This is a genomic window from Chryseobacterium sp. FR048, from assembly GCF_056844665.1.
The window spans coordinates 380,259-398,149 of the sequence record NZ_JBXDSE010000004.1 but is presented as its reverse complement, the minus strand read 5'-3'; the positions used below and the strand labels follow the sequence as shown (position 1 = coordinate 398,149).

Here is a 17,891-nt window from a genome sequence, read left to right as displayed (position 1 = left end):
GGGATATAATTTAAGGTGACCCTCACAGAGAGATGAACAGACACTCCTGACCTCCTGATACATTCTATCGTATCTAAAAACACTAACTATAAAAATCAATATCATGAAAAAAATTATCTTTTTTATAATTCTTGCTTTTCTAAGCAATATTGTATGTTTGAGTGCACAGACCAGCACAGTTACTTTTGAAAATGCATCTGGCGGCACCACTTCCTTTACCGATAATGGATATGTTTTCAATATTGTTTCACAGGCCGGAACTTTTAGAATTCAGTCTAATTATCCGAATACCGGATGGAACGGAACAGCCAATGACAACGTCTACATCGACAATACCGGAACAACCAATATCAATTCTCCTTCTTTCAGTGTTAAGAGTACTGCTTCATTCAAGGTATCCAAATTCTGGGTGTTTTTAAGCAATACTGCTTTAAACCAATCTACCTCATCCGGAACTCTGATTATTACCGGAAAACTGAACGGAATCACCCAATTTACCACCACCAAAACATCAGGATTTAATACAACATTCAATGCTACGACGGGAACAACAGGAGTGTATAACGGATTTACCCTCATCGACCTTGCCACTCTTAATAATCAAAACAACAGCAATACGGTGATTGATGAGATCCAGCTGCAATCAACCGGTGGTTATGTTTATATGTGTCTTGACGCGTTTACATGGTCAAAATTTCAGACATTGGGAACTTCAGAAAGCCTGACTCAAGAAAAAGCAGCCATATATCCCAACCCTACTTCCGGAATCTTACATCTCAATTTGGAAAAAAGCAGTAAAGTCACTTTCTATGATCCATCCGGAAAACCTGTAAAATCAGCAGAAGCTGTAAAAGGTGAAAACAGGATGGATATTACGGATTTACCAGAGGGAATGTACCTTATGAAAACGGATGTACAAAGCTATAAAATCATTAAAAAGAACTAATCTCAACCCATAAAAGTATCCTATAGCAGGTATTGAAAAAACCGACAGAGATCTGTCGGTTTTTTGTATTTTTACCTCAAAATAAATCTTAAGGATGCTGTTGCATTTTCGCAGGGTCATCATAATTGACCATCCAGTTGATCCCGAATTGATCGGTAAACATTCCGAAATAAGCTCCCCAGAAAGTATCTGCCAACGCCATCGTTACCTGTCCGCCTGCAGAAAGACCGTCAAATAATTTACCGGCTTCTTCTTTGGATTCAGCATTGATAGAAATAGAGTAATTGTTACCTTGCTTAAAGTTCGAAGCCCATTCACCTCCTGTATCGCTTCCCATCAGTACCGTTTCTTTAGAGATCGGAAGGGAAACGTGCATGATTTTGTCTTTATCTTCTTCAGGCATTTCCTGTCCTTCCACCGGAGGCATTTCTCCAAAAGTTCCGATATAAGGATATTCACCTCCGAAAACTGATTTGTAGAAATCGAATGCTTCTCTGCAGTTTCCATTAAATGTTAAGTAGACGTTTACTGTTGCCATGATTGTTTTTTATTAGTTAAGTTTTTTTAAAGATATACTACCTCAGTCATTATATTACCTGTGCTGATCGATCAGGATCATATTTCCATCCGGATCTTTCAGATAGATATGCTCAGGTCCGGAGGTTGTTTCATCCGCTTCTCTGTCAAGCTCCACTCCACTTTCCTTCAGGCGCTTCTGAATGACCCGTACATCATCAAAAGACTCCAGATTTTGGGCATTTTCATCCCATCCCGGATTGAAGGTCAGCATATTTCCATCGAACATGGCCTGGAAAAGCCCTATCAGGGTAGATCCGTTTTTCATGATCAGATAATTTTGCTCCAAAGCTCCTGCCATCGTTGTAAAACCCAGTTTTTCATAAAATTCTCTGGATTTCTGAAGGTCTTTTACACTTAAACTGAGTGAAAATGCTCCTAATTTCATAAAGTTATTATTGAATTGTTTTAAAATTGAGACTCAAACAGAGCGGTCGGTTTTCACGAATATCTCTTACTGATTTTTCAGCTTGGTTTTAAATTCCAGAGTTCCGTCATAGCTTTTCCAATCCCCGGTCAGTTCGATATATTGTCCTTCAACGGTTTCCGTTTTCCTGTTCCATTTGAAGTTGTAGGTAAATTTTCCTTTCAAAACTCCGGAATGTTTCCCTTTATTCTCCTCAGCCAATTCATATTCTCCGAATATTGTTCCCTGTCTCTTGGCATCTTTATACTTTGAAATGGTTATCTTTCCTTCGAATTTTGAATAATTGGTATCTACCAGAGAATATCCGGATACAAAATATTCCTGATCATTCTTTTTATTCTGCTCTGAAATATTGATCATCAGTTTAAGCTCCTGACCTTTATTCCCGATTGTACCTATATAAGGTTTACTATTGTTCAGCCAGGTATTTGAAATATCCGGCATCTGACCCCATGCAAAATGAGCTGCAAAGAGAAAAAGTAATAAAAATTTTTTCATATTGTGATTTTTAAACGCCAAACTGAGCCAGGTGGTGATTCAAATGTTTGGCAAACATATTATTCCATTCCTGAGCATTCAATTTCCCGAAAGAGAAAGACTCTTTACCATCAAAAGCATCTGCACCCAACTGCTGCGTCTTTTGGATGAACCCGATGAGTCTTGTTTTTTCTTCATGGAAGTTTTTCCTGCCGGTAATTAAAAACTGTGGTGCTGTAGGAGAATCTCTTGGATAAGCTTTTTCACCCACTACTTTAGACTTTACAAAAGTCTTCAAAATAAATTTTGCAATAGATCCCGGTTTTTTGTGTTTTTCGGGCTCATAGACCATTTCATAGGTGATACAGCAATGTGCCAACATCTGATCTACCGTCATTTTACCCCACAATCCGTGAGTATCTTCTACAAGTCTGTTTATCCTATCAATATAGTTTTGAGCGTCTTTTACGTCAAATACATTTTCCATATACGATCTGTTTTTACTACAGACAAATATATCAGTTTTTTTGATTGATTTTGCGGAGATTTTAAAAGATCGCTCATTATATGTTTATAATGGTTTATTAAAGATCATCTTTAGAACGAAACATAAAATAGGTGAAACGAAATTGAAAATTATTTCTCTTATTAATACTTTTGTCTTGAAACAAAAGTATCCAAAAATTCAAGACTGGAATCATCCGCTAAAAATTGAGATTGACTCCTAAAATTTCCAAACTCGCATGGAATCAAACAAGTCTTCTTCGGGTCAAAGTCCTGCCATGCTCAGACAATGGAAATTTTTTAACGGATTCAATCTCAATTTTTTTAACGCTCCTGTTTCCTAAGTCAGATAATCACCATCTATTAAGTTATCTATCTTAATCGGAAGAATAAGCTCAACCTTTATTAAAAAAACACAATTATAAAAATTTAATGACTTCCAACTTTTACGTTTGCTCCTCCTTTCCCTTTTATTCGTCTTTTACATTAGTCCCCAAGTTTTGTATGTGGTTCCATCTTTATCGGATATATTGTAATGATAATCATGCAATTTCCAGAATTTCTTTTATTCGGATATAAAAAAGTAAGTATCTTATCATGTACTTTTTGCTCCTCAAACAAAAATGAATCACTCATTATAAGATACTTACAGAAAATTATTTAATGATAGGAAAGACAAGAACTCTTAGCTCCTCTTCTATCATTCTTAATATTTAAATCATATTATCATCGTCTTACTTAGACAGAATCATTTTTTTGGTGTCTACAAGAGTATCATCCACAATCAATGAATACAAATAAGTCCCGGCGACTAACGAGCCTGCCTCTATATTCACAGCTCCATTATCAGCAGCAGACAATGGAATCTGTTTTATATTTCGGCCATTCATATCGGTAATCGTAATCTTTGCAGAATAAAATTTCTGTGGAAGTTTGTAGCGGATGGTGGTACTCTGAGTAAAAGGATTAGGAACGTTTTGCTCCAGTGATACAGATGATGCCGTTTGTGAAAGACTAACCGATTTTGTTTCTCCATCGGTATTTTTTCCACCAAGTGCCTTTTCTACCATTGCTTTTAATTCACTGATTTCTTTGCGTAAAGACTTATTTTCTTCACTCAGCTCCTGTACCGCTTTTACCAAAGGAACAACAAAATCTCCATATCTCAAGCTGTACAGATCCGTTTCATTTTTAGGAACATCTACCCCGCTGAAATTATAATTGATTGATTTTGCCGCTTTCTCTACATCCTGAGCTATAAAGCCTGTATATTGTATTTTTTGCTGCTCAGAACGTGTATTTTTACTCTGGGAATCGTTATTGAGGGGTGCATTCGTAATTTTATCTGCCGTTGAATAATCATAATTGTAGGTAACCGGCTGCAACTGATTAATGAATGATAAACCCGGTACATTTTGCTGAATATTCTTTTTTATTCGTCCATCTGACAAAACACTCCAATTCACCGTTCCTCCAATACTTGTAACGCTGGTGTTCCCAAACCGCATCTGATTGCTTGCTGTAGCGATCGCGCCGGTTCCTATTGCCGCAGTATTATTCAGTCCATCTTTGGATACATTAGCATTCATTCCTATCGCAACATTATTGCTTCCGGTTTTATTGGTAATTAATGATTTAAGGCCTAAAGCTGTATTATTTCCTCCTGTCGTTGCATCTCTCATCGCTTCATACCCTACTATCGTGTTATTGGAATAGTGTCCATAGCCATAAGTAGTATCCCCTCCTGAAATATTGGGGTCTCCACTGGCGTTATGAGTGGACCATAAGGCTCGCGTACCGACAGCTACGTTCCAGCTTCCATCAAGGCTTCCTGCCAAAGCTTCATTTCCTACCGAAGTATTCTCTGCTCCGCTGATATTGGACCATCCGGCATCTGATCCGATCGCTGTATTTTTGGATCCTGTTGTATTTGAATAGAGCGCACCGGGGCCAAAAGCTGCATTTTCCTGACCTGTAGTATTCAGTTCCATCGACTGGCTCCCCACCGCAGCGTTATACCATCCTGTAGTGTTACTATGCATTGCTTTAGAGCCTACCGCTGTATTTAAGCTTGCTCCGGCCGTTACAATAAGGGCTTCATAGCCTAATGCTGTATTATGCACCCCAGCGGTATTCTTATTTAAAGCACTGAAACCTACTCCTGTATTGCTAAATCCTGAAGTATTGGAGTAAAGAGCGTTGGTTCCTACAGCGGTATTAAAATATCCATCCATATTACTAACCATTGTCCAGGCTCCTATCGCTACATTGTTATGCCCTGTTTTATTATTGATCAGAGAATTCAGGCCCATAGCCGTATTCTGGACACCGCTTGTATTTCTGGCTAAAACAGAGGAACCAAACGCGGTATTTCCGTCTCCCCATGAATAGTCTAATGCCCACTGCCCAAAAGCTGTACTGTTGCTGGATGGATTAACAAATCCACTGTTATTGTTGTTCACTTTAAAGCGTAAGGCATTGTTGTCTGTAGTTCCTAAAAAACTTCCGGATGCTCCTGTGTTTCCGGTTAAAGACCAATTTTGTGCATGCATGGAGGTAACCCCCAATAGCCATGCTACTGAAATAAAGATTTTTTTCATAATTGTTATTTTTTTAGATTTTATCAGTTATTACTCATGTCTTCTGTTTCATAGCTGACATTAGCAAAAACTTAACTCACTAAATATAGAATTTAATTTGAAACAATGATAATCTTTATTAATTTTTTCGTCCGCTTTTTGATTGAAAGTGAGGAAAGTACGATGGTTAAAACGATTCTTAATCGAGAAAGAAACACCCTGTAATTTCTACGGGAAAAATGAATTTTTTACACACTTTTTTGGGATTTTAAAACCAGATTTCCATGCAGATGTTAAGGTATGCAAGAAAAATGAGCATTTAGCCTATTTTAAATAAAAAATTTAAAGTAAGGCAGAATACTTTTTAAGACGGAGAAAGTCTAACAATTTGGATACAATCAAAGCATTTTTCTTAAGCCAGAGCCTATAAAATCTTATTTTCAGGAAAAATTCAATACAATAAGTACTGCTTTTTACTCGCTATCATTCTGAGAAATTTCTGTGTTCTCAGTTTCTATAGGAGCTGCTTTTTTGAAAATAAACCAAAGCTTGATCTTTAGGGCAATCCAACCCAGAATGGCATAGACCACAACGAGAATGCTCAGGTGCTCAAGATAAGGGAAAGTGAGTTCTACAGAACCTTTCTGGATCAATAAAATTTTAAACGCCTGTAAGAAAGGGGTTAATGGGATAATATTGGCAATAAACTGTACGAAAGCAGGCATTGCACTTAAAGGCCATGTAAAACCGCTGATGATGAATGCCGGTGAAGCAATAACCATAAGGATCTGTGTGGCTTTCAAAGCATTTGGGATCAATATACTGATAAAAACCCCGAGGAATGAAGCTGATCCTACAAACACTGAAGTCAGGAGAATAAAATTGAATATTCCTTCCGGCATCGGAACTCTGAAGATCATATGCATAAAGTAATATATCCCTACTATCAGAATGGAAAATGCCCAGATCGGGATCACCTTGATCAGCATGGTTGGGAATGCCCATTTTTTCATTTTCAGATATTCTTTAACGAAAGAACCTCTTTCAAATTCTGCCGCAAAACTTACCGCCATTGCCAACAGGATCACCTGCTGTAAAACTACCGCAAGCATTGCCGGCCACATAAAGATCAGGTAGTTTCCGGTGGTATTGAAAAGGGTAATATAATTGGCTTTGAAAGGCTCGTATTGGGTAGCCGCCTTTGCCGCAGGCATTCCTGCTTTCTGTAATGCTTTGATGGAAGCTCCTGCAGAGAATGTTCCTATGGTAAGCTGAAGTGCTTTGGAGGCAAAATTAGCTGTTAAAACGTTTCCGGTATTGATGTAAACATTCAGCTCCGGGTATTTCTTCTGAAGCATATCCCCTTCAAATCTGGAAGGAATAATCACGACTGCCGCCGCTTCATGCCTGATCACTTCGTCTTTAATACTCAGTGGTTCCTGTAAATATCTGATGATTTTGATGCTCTTATTGTCATCCAACATCTCTGTCAACTGGTTAGACAAAGGGGTATTGTCTCTGTCGATAACCAGTACGGGTGTATTTTCAACTTTTCCGCTTTTGTAGACAAATCCCAGCAAAGTTGCATAAAAGACCGGTGCCAAAAAGAACACAGTCCTTAAGGTAGAATTGCCTATAAAAAGTTTAAACTCACGTTTTAAAAGACGGAAAAATTCTTTCATCTGTATATTTTTATATTATTAATGGCCAGGCGGAACGTTCATCTATTCATTTTCATAGGTCCGCTCTGCTCCATTTCATATTATTTCAGGATCACATTGGCATTAACCAGAACATTTTTGGCCTTCTCCATATCTTTAGGTTTCACTTTGATCTCATAGATCGCATCCTGAAGCTGGTAATCAGGATAAGCAGTGGTAATATCCGCATACTTGGTCAGCTGCTTGATGTAGACAATATTTCCTGTCAGGTTTTCTTTATTGTATACCACCTGCATATTCACTTCCTGCCCTTTTTTGTATTTTGAAATGGCACTTTCAGGAATGGTAAATCTGAAATAAGTACTTTCCGGAATATACCCGTTGAACAATGCAAACCCGGCAGTTGCCAATTCACCTGTATTCAGGCTTATGGTTTCTATTTCCATATTGTTGGTTGCAATGATATATCTTTCGGAATAAGCAACATTGGCTTCCTGTAATGCTCCTTTGGCCTGAGATGCCTGCCCTGCTGCCATCTCCACTTTTTCGAAGCGTGTACCTCTTTTTACATCATCCAGCTCTGCAACAACAGCATCATACTGTGCTTTTGCTCCCTGAAGTTTTGCATAGATTTCATCATGAGCCTGTGGAGACATTAAACTGTCTCGGAACATATTATTGGCTCTGCGATACGATTTCTGAGCAAATTCGTACTGTTCTTTCAGTCCTTTGTATTTAGCCTGCAGCTGTCTCATCTGATCTGCAGTCGCCCCGTTCTTAGCCATCTGCTCCTGAGCCGTCGCCGCACTTACAGCTCCCTGAGCCTGTGCTATTTTTGCGGAAACCTCCGGAACATCAAGCTGTGCCAGTGTATCTCCTTTTTTTACGGTCTGACCTTCGGAAACGTATATTTTTAAAATTCTTCCTGTTACTTTAGGGGCAAAAGAGATGACATCCTTTTTGGTTTTTCCTTCAGGATCTTTGATTTTTTCATCTTTTTTGTCACAGCTCCCCATCAAAAACAGAGCAGCAAAGAGTATAGATATATTTTTATGCATCATTTTAATTTTTAAGGGATTAAATAAAGTTTGGCAATATCCAGTTCCTGGGTAGATCTCATCAGTTCTATTCCCGCTCTTCTCTGGTTGAAAACGGCATTCTGATATTCAAGCTCAGCGGCTTCAAGGTCATTTTCGGCATCGATAAGCTGTGAAGATTTGCTCATTCCGTATCTGAATTCCTTTTCTGCCTGTACCAGTGCACTTTTTGCCAATTCTTTTTCTTTAGCCTTCAGGGTAATCTGTGCCGAAGCAATGTTATAATTGGTCTGATTATTGGCCAGATTCAGGGTCAGTTTTTTAAATGCATCGTCTTTCTGATTCTGCAATACTTCTTTCCCTACTTTGGCTGTTTCTTCTGCATGTTTCCCTTCTTTACCGTCAAAAATCTCCCATTTGAATCCTACGCCTGCTGTAATCAATGGAAATACATTGATATTATTGGGGCTCCAGTCCAGTTTTTTACCTTCATATCCCAGAACAGGAACTGCCGGAATCACATTCTCGGAACTTTTGATACGGTTTCCGTAAAGCCCGATGTAATAAGCGGAAGCCATCAGCTGTACTTTAGGAATCATCCAGGTTTTCTCCGCTTTTATTTTGTAATCTGCTGCAGTGATCCCATGCTCAAGGGCACGGATTTCCGCTCTCTGCTCTATTCCTTTTTCGGGAGAAAGCAATTCTACAGGTGACAGTACAGGATCAATCATTCTCAGACGTTCTCTGTCTATTCCCGTTAAAATATAAAGCTGGGTAAGAAGCAGTTCTTTTTTTCCTTCGTATTCTATTACTTTGGCATTTAAAGTGGCCTGGGCAAGCTCGATCTTTTTGTGATCATAAGGAGTGATCAGTCCATAGCCTAAGGCTTTGTCTGCGGTCTTTTTATTAATATCCAGTCTTTTGGTACTTTCATCCAGTACTTTTCTGGACTGGTGAATGAGTGCCAATTGATCGTAAGCCCGGGAAAGAGTTGCCACTACTTCATCTTTAGTCTTCTCCAGCAGAATATCTTCAGACTTTTTCTTTTCTTCTACGGCCTTCTTCAGGTATTTCACCTTACCTCCGGAATACAGGAGCATCTTGGCATCCGCCTTTGCGATCCCCGAAAATCCGGATACATTGAAGTTATTGTTGAAAGCGCCTTCAGGAATATTGATAAAAGGAGCGAGATTAATTTCCGGTGACGTAAGTCTTGCGGTTCCGTTGAGATACCCGGCTTTTCCACTCAGTTCCAAAGTAGGAAGGAAAATATCTTTCAGTTTATGCTCGTCAAGATCGGTAAGTTTATTTTGGGTAATCTGCATTTTGAGGTTCGAATCCCGAACCATAGCACTGTCTAAAAGTTCCTTAAAATCAGGAGCAGACTGTGCCCATCCCAAAGCAGGGAAAGCCAAAAAACTAAACGTAAAAATCAATAAATTGTTTTTCATGGTTTATGTTTATAACAAATATAATGCAAAAAAAGTTTAAATCATTAATCATAATCCCACAAAACAGTGAATTTAAAACAAGTTTAAAATCTGTTTAAATATAAAGCTCTTTAAAATAAAGTTTTGTACAATCCGTTTAAATGTTAATTAAAAACTAAAAAACTTTGAAAAAAATCATAACTCTACTTTTGTTGTTCCCTTTTTATGTTCTTTTTTCCCAGCAAACAGACGGATGCAAGTGTGTTCAGTTTGAAAAATTAAAGGACAGTCTTTCTCATTCACAGATATTTTTCCGGCCGGTGAAGAAAGAAGAGGCACTTACTCCCCCTTTTAAATATATCTCGGTAAAATATATTAAAGAAAATGCTCAATCAGAAAATATCATTGATCCCATAAAGCAGCGAACGAAAGATCTGCCGTACGATAGTTTTGATGCCAGATATACCATCATGCAGGAAGAATTTGCTAAGAAAGTAAATGATATTCCCGTTCCATTAATCATTAAGACCGGGCAACTTAACGGAACAACCGTTATATTGTACACCACTGATTCTTTTTTATCGAATGACTATTATCTAAGGATTTCAAAAGACAATGGCAAAACGTGGAAAAACTATTTTACAGGATTAGCTGTCAATCAACATTATTTTTTAAAAAGCAATTCCAGGTATCCGTTGTGGAAGGATGATAATCACCTACAGATTGAAGCAGACATTAAACGAATGACACAACATAGCGTTTATGGAGTTTCCCCTGAATATGCCACCGTAAAAGACAATGCATTGCTGACTTTGGATCTTACGGAGATCTTAAAAGATTCTGATGGAGACGGCATCAATGATATTGAAGAAACCAGAAAGCTTTTTACCAATCCCTATTCAAAAGATACAGACGGCGACGGTATCGGTGATGCTGAAGACAACAACCCAAAATACAAAACGCCTGAAAATGATTTCACCAAGCTTCTGCAGGGCATTATGTATGGCAATTATGATATTACAGTACATCAGAATCCCTTCCATGAAGAGTTTTTCATTCCGTTAGCTACATTTAAAGTTGATTTGAAGAAACAAAGAGAAGACCTTCCTGAACGTAAAAAAGATTTCATGACTTCATTGAATTATAAAGTCATCGTTACAGATGATGAGAACCTGAAAGGAATAGAGCCCATTGATGAAAAAATCATTTTTCTGACCTCAAAAGAATATGCAGAATACCGTAAGTTCAATTATATGAACAACTTCAAAGCTTATTACAGCAAAGTTTTTCGTTGTGATAAGGAGAAAGACACCTATATTTTTATGATTGATACTCCAACAACAGGGCTTACTTATCTTATCAAAAAAACTCCGGAAGGATGGAATGTGAATATTATCGGGCATTGGATGGCATAGGCAGCGTTTTATTTATGATCCAAATAATTTTTTTCTAAGTTTAATATTAAAACCAAACCTTTCTTAATGATTCAAAAGTAAATACTCTCATTGTAATGGATAAGTTTGGATTCCTGCAGAATGATAAAGGGGGGGGTGAATACGCAATGAAAACTAAGAGTACAATAGAGCATAAAGGAGTATAAATTAAATAAGAAAGTCATTCATATTCAATAGGAACGGACTTTAGTCCGTTTTACAAAAAATAAAAATTCCAATTGGCTTTAGCCAAAACATAAAATCGACAGCCATATATAGGGTATTCATGTAAACCCCTCCTCAAAACAAATCTTCCTTTAAATGATCATCGCAATAAAAAAGACTCCCCACATCACTGTGAGGAGCCTTCGTTATATAATTATAATAAGCTGATTTTACTTTTGAACTGCTTTTTTCATGGCAGCATCCGGACGTAAAACTCTGTAACGTACTTCAATGTCTTTTGGTACATAAAATACTAACGGAAGTTTACTGTTGTATCTTACGATTTCCGGTTTAAGGGTAACAAACTTTTTAGTTGGTTTTTGTCCCGGGCAAGCCATTAATGTTCCTACAGTCTCTCCTTTTGATTCTACTTCATAATAGTTGTATCCCCATCCCTGAAGATCCTGACTTTTCATTTCTCCCATTAAAGAGTAATTGTTACAGTCTAACATTTTTTCAACTCCCACAAAAACTTCCACTTTTAAATCGTTTTCGTTTTTGGCTACTGGAAGCTGCACATATACTTGCTTATATCCTTCTTTAGCTTTTGGGAACATTTCAATCTGTAGTTTTTCAAACTTTTCAGCTTTCTTTTGAGCGAAAGCATTTACCCCGGCCATCAATACCAATCCTGTAATTAAAGTTTTTGAAAATTTCATTTTATTTGGTTTTAAATTTTACTCACTACCCTATAGCCAAAAATCATTCCAAAATCTGAACACCCGTTCCTTTTGTGTGTGCATTCATCTGTGGAGCATAATAATTCTGCATCGTTGTGATCCCGTTGGAGAACTTCCCTGAGGCGTTAGCAACCACATCATACTCAAACACATACTTCCCTTTCTGCATATACTGGATATAGAAATTGGTAGAGGCATCTTTTGTTGACTGATAATAGCCCAGATTATTTTTCCATTGATACCCGGATAAAACATCCGTTGGCTCGAATCCTGCAGCACGCATATCTTTAATATGGATAAATTCCATCGCTCTGTCTGTGTTCAGAATCATTCTTACGGTCACTTTATCGCCAACTTTCAATGGGGTTTCCGGTGAAATTTTCTGAAGCTCTTCTCCGTTTACGGTTTTTACTTTTTTGTAAAGTTCTTTGGTCACGGAAATATAGTTTTCAGAAGATTTTATTTTATCCAGGTCTTCATAATACTGCCAGAATAAACCACCCTGAACAATTCCCGGACCAGGTTTTGTTACCGTCACTGTTGCCAGATTTTTGTCTATCGTCTCTGATTTTACGGCTGATTTCACATATCCTGTTGCCTGTGTCTGAGGAGCCAGTTCTTTTCCGCCCCATACAATGGTTGCTTTGTCGCTTTCAGTACCCGTCCATGATTTTCCTGAATTCAGTATCGTAAAGATCACTTCTGAGGTTCCTCTTGAGCTTCCCCATGAGTTTACTTCTTTTTGTGTAACCAACCATATTTTCATCTCTTCTATAAAATTCTGGTCAGCAGGTTTCAACTTGTTGAATGCTTCTAATGCTCCTGCATGGTTCACTACTTTTGAGCCGAACCAGCCCCAGTCATTTAAGTTCTGCTTCCAGTAAACGCCTTGTGTTTTGGTGTCTGTGGAAGTTTCTTTAAGATAAGTCAATAGTTTATCCGAAACGGCTTTCAATCCATAGTCATTCATCAGCAACGCAGCACGGTGAAGTCCGAAGAAAGTGAAGTCTGTGATTTTGGCTGTTTTTGCTTTTTGCTTTACCAGCGCTTTCAATGCGGCCCCTTTTCCTTTTAAAGGATATTGTTTTTCCCAATAATTTCGGGTATCCAGATAATCAAGGGTCCAGTTGTTCCAGACGTTTCCTTTTTTCAGATCCGTATATTTATTGATTTCGGTATCCACATACTGAATCAGTTTTGTAACCAATTCCTGCTGATCTGCACTTTGGTAATCTTTCACATTTTCTTTTAACCAGGCATTGATCTTTCCTAGATTTTTAAGAATATATAAAGATGTTCCGTAAGAGCTCGGATAGCCTGCATACCATGAGAAACCTCCGTCCGGATTCTGCAGTTTTTTGAAATCACTCCAATCCTGATTGATTGAATTCCTCATCGTATTGGCATCAAACAATAGTGCCAGTTTCTGCATCTGCTCGCCTTCATTTTTGCTTTCCAATACCCACGGAGTCTCTTCTAATAACAGCTGTTTCAGCTCCTGATTTTTCTCAAGATTAGAATTTAATAATCCTTTATTCTGATATTCTTCGAAAACGTTTTTCATTTTCGGATTGGCTTTAAATACTTCTGAGGCCAGTACATCTGCAAACCATTTGTTGAAAATGACATCGGCAGAATTGTTCTGATCGTTTTTCAGACTTGGAAGGGCAAACATGATTTCCCAGATCGGGTTCGTGGTCAATTCCAAAGTATTTGAAACATTAGCCGCTGTTGAAGAAGTATTATTTTTAAGATTATCTAAAACAAATGTCTTCGTTTCTCCTTCTTTTACAAAAACAGGAACGGCATCTGTTACCAGCATTCTGTTTGGCAATACAGCAATAGCCTGCTGCTCACCATCAGAATAAGCTCCAGCCTTGGCTACGACCTTTACAATAATGCATGAAACATTGTTCGGAACTTTCAGTTTCCATGTAAGTTCTCCGTTTCCGTTTTCATTTAAATTAAAGTTTTGTACGCCTGATGCTACTCCAAAAACTGAAGATATATTTTCATTGGTGAAGGCATCTAAGATCTGTAACTCGGCGGTACCGCTTAATTTTTTATCGGTAAGGTTTGACAGCTTCGATTGTAAGTTGAGTTCGTCTCCTTCTCTTAAAAATCTTGGATAATTCGGAGTTACAGAGAATTCTTTCTGGGTCACTACCTCTTTTTCCAGTGTTGCGGCTCTTGCATCTTTGGTATGTGCCAGGAACATCAGTTTCCATTTTGTCAATGCTTCCGGAGAAGTGAATTCAAAGTTGACATTTCCTTCGGCATCAGTTTTCAGATCCGGATAGAAGAATGCAGTCTCATTAAGGTTCATACGGACAGCTACTTTTTCAAGATTCTCCTGCTCTGCCGGTAATGGCGGAAGTTCAGATTTCGGAGCTTTTACTGGTGCAGGAACAACATTCTGAATGATTTCCATTTTATCCGCAGACCTCTTCATCATTACACTGGCCTTTGCTCCTGTAGATGGTGGTGGCGGTGAATATGCTGCATTTTTAGTTCCTTCCATTGCCCCTGCTGCATCTCCTTGCAGAGCAATAAAATTGTCATATCCATCAAACCAGTTAAAATCAGGAACCTCCACACTGCTGCCATTGAAATAGCTCAATCTTTTCTGATATACTCTTTCTTCCAGATAATTTCTGATGTCGTATGTGGTAATTCTTCTATATGGTGCATACAATCGGTTCCATTTGTAAGTGTTCACAGTAAACTGATCCAGAGACATATCATACATATTGGCCAGCACTTCGGCATTGATTTTCTCTTTATCATTCCCAGTTACTTTTACCGTCCATTTCTCTTTTGAACCTGGTTCCAGTTTATCTCTGAAAGTAACGGTTTCGATTTTTAATGGACTCTCGGTATCTTTGATTTTTAAAACAGCAGTCTGTGTATTGACGTCATTAAAAGCCACGACCTGAAACTGAAGATTCAGATCAGATACACTTTTATCTTTAGGAATCTCAACCATATATTCCAGCATTCCTTTTTTCAGAGGATAGCTTTCTGCAATAGTTTTACCGGATCCGTCCTGTACAAAAACATTTACCAAAGCATCAGGAATTGCAGAAAATACATAGACTTTTGCTTTTTCTCCTCTTGTCTGCTCTCCCTTAGGTGCTATAATCGTCAGGAATGTTTTCTGAGCCGGTTTCAAAGCTCCTTTGTCCCAAACACTGAAATATTGAGAAGACTGTATGGTGTCTTTGCCTTCGATATTGAACAGCTCCAGTTGGTAGTCTCCGGGCTCTAACTTCCCAAGATCCAGAGATTCTTCTGAAGGCTGCTGCTGTCTTTCAGCAACTGTCTTTTCTGTTTTCCAGTTTTTGATTTCATCATTCTTATCAAAAAGATCGTGCGGGAACTTGCCGATAAATTCTTCTTTTGAATATTTCGGAAGATTCTGAATCTCAGATTTGAAATTGCTTCTGAAGATCCTGTCCGGTGCGGAAAGTTTTGACAGTTTTACCTGATAGGGTTTCTTAAGATTCTGCTCGTTATAGTTTTTGGTTTCTACTTTAAGCTTTACATTTTCATCGTTGAATACATCTTTGATGTCGTCCGCCTTGATGTAATGGGAAACCGAAGATACTTTCAGCTGGGTATCTGCCGTCTGTGTTTCACCATTAATGTCTGTAACGGAAGCATTGATCTCATAATTATCAATTTGTATTCCTTCCAGTTTTTCATCTTTTTTAAGGTCCAGGCGAATGGTAAATTCTCCTTTTTCATTGGTTTTGGTTTCACCAAGAATCGAGTTTTCATTTCCTCCGTCATTCGGGTATCCGCGGAAATACATCCATCTGATATTCCGTTTTTTGATTTCATAATTTACAGTGGTATTGCTTAGCGCTACCCCGGAAAACATATGGGCTTTTCCTTTAAGTTCTATGGTTTGTCCATATTTGTATTCTTCTTTTACGGGATCAAAAGTGATTTCAAACTTGGGCCTTTTATACTCTTCTACTCTGATATTTTTAGATCCACGCGGTTCACCTACGGTTCTTATATAGAAAGTACCGTTCAGCTTTCCTTTGGGAAGAACAAAACTTCCGTGATAGGAACCAAATTCGTTGGTGGTAAAGTCCTGCGAAGAAACTTCCTGGTTATTGGCATCCAGCAAAGTGATCGTTTGTTTCTGCCCGGAAATCACAGATTCTACTTCTTTTTCAATTCTGGTATTGATCACTTTAAAGTAAACGGTCTGCCCCGGGCGGTAGATGGCTCTGTCTGTAAAGATCTGTGCCGTAGTACGGGTCTGCTTATTCGGATTGTAATTTTCATTATAAGTTCCGTTACCATAGACCTGCATGATCTGGAAATCATTTGTCTTAGGCTGTTGAATCAGATAGGTTCTGTAATATTCTTTGCTTGCAGTGGCCGGAAATTTAAAAACGCCTTTTTCGTCTGTCTTTCCTTCTAATTTGTTTAAAGTTCTGTTGGATACAAATTCATAAAAAGTAAGATTTTCGTTGGTCTGTGGTTTCCCGTTTTCACTGTTAACCAGTTTCAGTTCATCTGTAAGTACGTTTCTATCTGTTTTCGACTGATAAATAATTTTATTTCCTGAAACCAGAAAATAGAGATTCTGCGGCTCCTCATCTGATTTCATCTTTTCTCCCGCTACGAGATATTCAGCAAGATAAACTCCGGATGGAAGTGGTTGGATCTCCAGAGAAGTTTTATGAGGCTGATAATCTTTCGGGGCAGCAAGCTGGAAGGTTTCTTTTCTTACCAGACTTTTTTTCACTTTTGCAAATGAATTGTTGTAGGGACTCTGAACATACTGCATCAGTGACATAAAGTCGCCTTTTACTTCATAGATGTTTAAAGAGAACTCTGTTACATTTTTATATTCTGCCACAAAATGAATGGGCTTGTTATTCTGCGTCTGAGATTCATATTTAATGCTCAGTACAGGATTGACAATCTGCTCTTCTCTGTTTTTAATATTTCCCAGATAAGGAGATTTCGGATATTGGCTTTTCGCCTGGGCTGCTACTTCAAGAGCTTCTTTCGTTTTCTTTTGATCAACAAGCTCATCCATAATATCCCCCATGATAAATACTTTGTAGTCTCCTTCTTCACCGGATTTTACAAGGTTCTGAAGCGGCTCAAGTTTATTTTTACAACGATTCAGATCACAATTCTTCACCAGCTTTGCATTCATGAAGTACAGCTTCGGATTTCCCGTATTCTGAGCGATCAGACCGTCATAAATAGTATTGATCTGAATCGTATTTTCCGTAAGTTCATTCTTTGTAAAAAGAGTGCCTGATGATAAGAATTCTATTTTTTTCAGCGAATACCAATCTGATAACGTAGGGAAAAAGGCAATATCCTTGCTTTCTGAAAACAATCCGCTGTATTTTTTCAGAGCAACTTTTTTCATTTCCTGATCCTGAAGATCAAGTTCCTGATAGGTTTTCTTCAGGTAGTTTTTAAAATCAAGCTTGCTCCAGGTTTCAATCTGAGTAACATCCTGAGAATTGATATTGGTTCTCCCATTGATCCGCCACTGATTCTGCTCATAATAATCCATTAAAAAACCACTTAGCAGAACCTGATATACCAATTTATCCTGTCCTTTTAATTTTCCTTCTGTTTCCTGAAGTTTTTTGAAAAACTTTGAAGCAGCATTATTCTGATCATCATCCACCGTCTGGTTGACAATATTGAATTCCGATTTCAGGGAACGGATCAGCTGAAGGGTATTATTTTCTTTCATAGCTTGCTTTTGTATTTCTGAAATAATGGGAAGATTAGATTTATAAGCTCCTCTGCTGCTGTTTTCCATAATCTTTTTCCATTGTCCGTCGTAATACTGCTGTGCATGCATTTTAGAATACAAGCTAAAACACAGCAACATGATCAATAGTCTGACATTTCTCATTTGGTAAC

Annotated in this window: 12 protein-coding genes; 2 read left to right on the top strand and 10 right to left on the bottom strand. The window is 38.0% G+C overall.

Features of this window, described 5'->3' with window-relative positions; genetic code table 11:
* The first annotated feature begins 103 nt into the window (after positions 1-103).
* Complete coding sequence (locus AC106K_RS14315; RefSeq protein WP_482446207.1) at positions 104-946, top strand: T9SS type A sorting domain-containing protein; 843 nt, start codon at positions 104-106, stop codon at positions 944-946.
* An 88-nt stretch (positions 947-1,034) separates the two neighbouring features.
* Here AC106K_RS14315 and AC106K_RS14310 read toward each other — a convergent pair whose 3' ends face one another.
* From AC106K_RS14310 to AC106K_RS14275, 8 genes are all read right to left on the bottom strand, one after another.
* Positions 1,035-1,484 (bottom strand): VOC family protein, encoded by a 450-nt coding sequence (locus AC106K_RS14310; protein WP_482446206.1) that lies wholly within the window; start codon positions 1,482-1,484, stop codon positions 1,035-1,037.
* 54 nt (positions 1,485-1,538) lie between these two features.
* A complete protein-coding gene (locus AC106K_RS14305; protein ID WP_482446205.1) occupies positions 1,539-1,910 on the bottom strand; it encodes a VOC family protein in 372 nt (123 codons plus the stop codon).
* A 66-nt stretch (positions 1,911-1,976) separates the two neighbouring features.
* On the bottom strand, positions 1,977-2,447 hold the full coding sequence (locus tag AC106K_RS14300) for a hypothetical protein (protein ID WP_482446204.1): 471 nt from the start codon (positions 2,445-2,447) through the stop codon (positions 1,977-1,979).
* A 10-nt stretch (positions 2,448-2,457) separates the two neighbouring features.
* Entirely contained in the window at positions 2,458-2,913 is a 456-nt protein-coding gene (locus AC106K_RS14295; protein ID WP_047096101.1) for a DUF1569 domain-containing protein, read from the bottom strand.
* A gap of 751 nt (positions 2,914-3,664) precedes the next feature.
* A complete protein-coding gene (locus AC106K_RS14290) occupies positions 3,665-5,530 on the bottom strand; it encodes a tail fiber domain-containing protein (protein ID WP_482446203.1) in 1,866 nt (621 codons plus the stop codon).
* 452 nt (positions 5,531-5,982) lie between these two features.
* Entirely contained in the window at positions 5,983-7,191 is a 1,209-nt protein-coding gene (locus AC106K_RS14285; RefSeq protein ID WP_482446202.1) for an ABC transporter permease, read from the bottom strand.
* Between the two features lie 80 nt (positions 7,192-7,271).
* Positions 7,272-8,228, bottom strand: a complete 957-nt coding sequence (locus AC106K_RS14280; protein ID WP_482446201.1) for an HlyD family secretion protein — start codon at positions 8,226-8,228, stop codon at positions 7,272-7,274.
* 11 nt (positions 8,229-8,239) lie between these two features.
* Positions 8,240-9,658 (bottom strand): TolC family protein, encoded by a 1,419-nt coding sequence (locus AC106K_RS14275; RefSeq protein ID WP_482446200.1) that lies wholly within the window; start codon positions 9,656-9,658, stop codon positions 8,240-8,242.
* 164 nt (positions 9,659-9,822) lie between these two features.
* On the opposite strand from AC106K_RS14275, the gene AC106K_RS14270 reads away from it, so the two are divergent.
* Positions 9,823-11,052, top strand: coding sequence for a hypothetical protein (locus tag AC106K_RS14270; RefSeq protein WP_482446199.1), 1,230 nt, complete (start codon positions 9,823-9,825; stop codon positions 11,050-11,052).
* A gap of 413 nt (positions 11,053-11,465) precedes the next feature.
* Here AC106K_RS14270 and eco read toward each other — a convergent pair whose 3' ends face one another.
* Together eco and AC106K_RS14260 are read right to left on the bottom strand one after the other, a co-directional pair.
* Positions 11,466-11,954 (bottom strand): serine protease inhibitor ecotin, encoded by a 489-nt coding sequence (eco, locus tag AC106K_RS14265; protein ID WP_482446198.1) that lies wholly within the window; start codon positions 11,952-11,954, stop codon positions 11,466-11,468.
* A gap of 43 nt (positions 11,955-11,997) precedes the next feature.
* Complete coding sequence (locus AC106K_RS14260) at positions 11,998-17,883, bottom strand: alpha-2-macroglobulin family protein (protein WP_482446197.1); 5,886 nt, start codon at positions 17,881-17,883, stop codon at positions 11,998-12,000.
* Between the last annotated feature and the right edge of the window lie 8 nt (positions 17,884-17,891).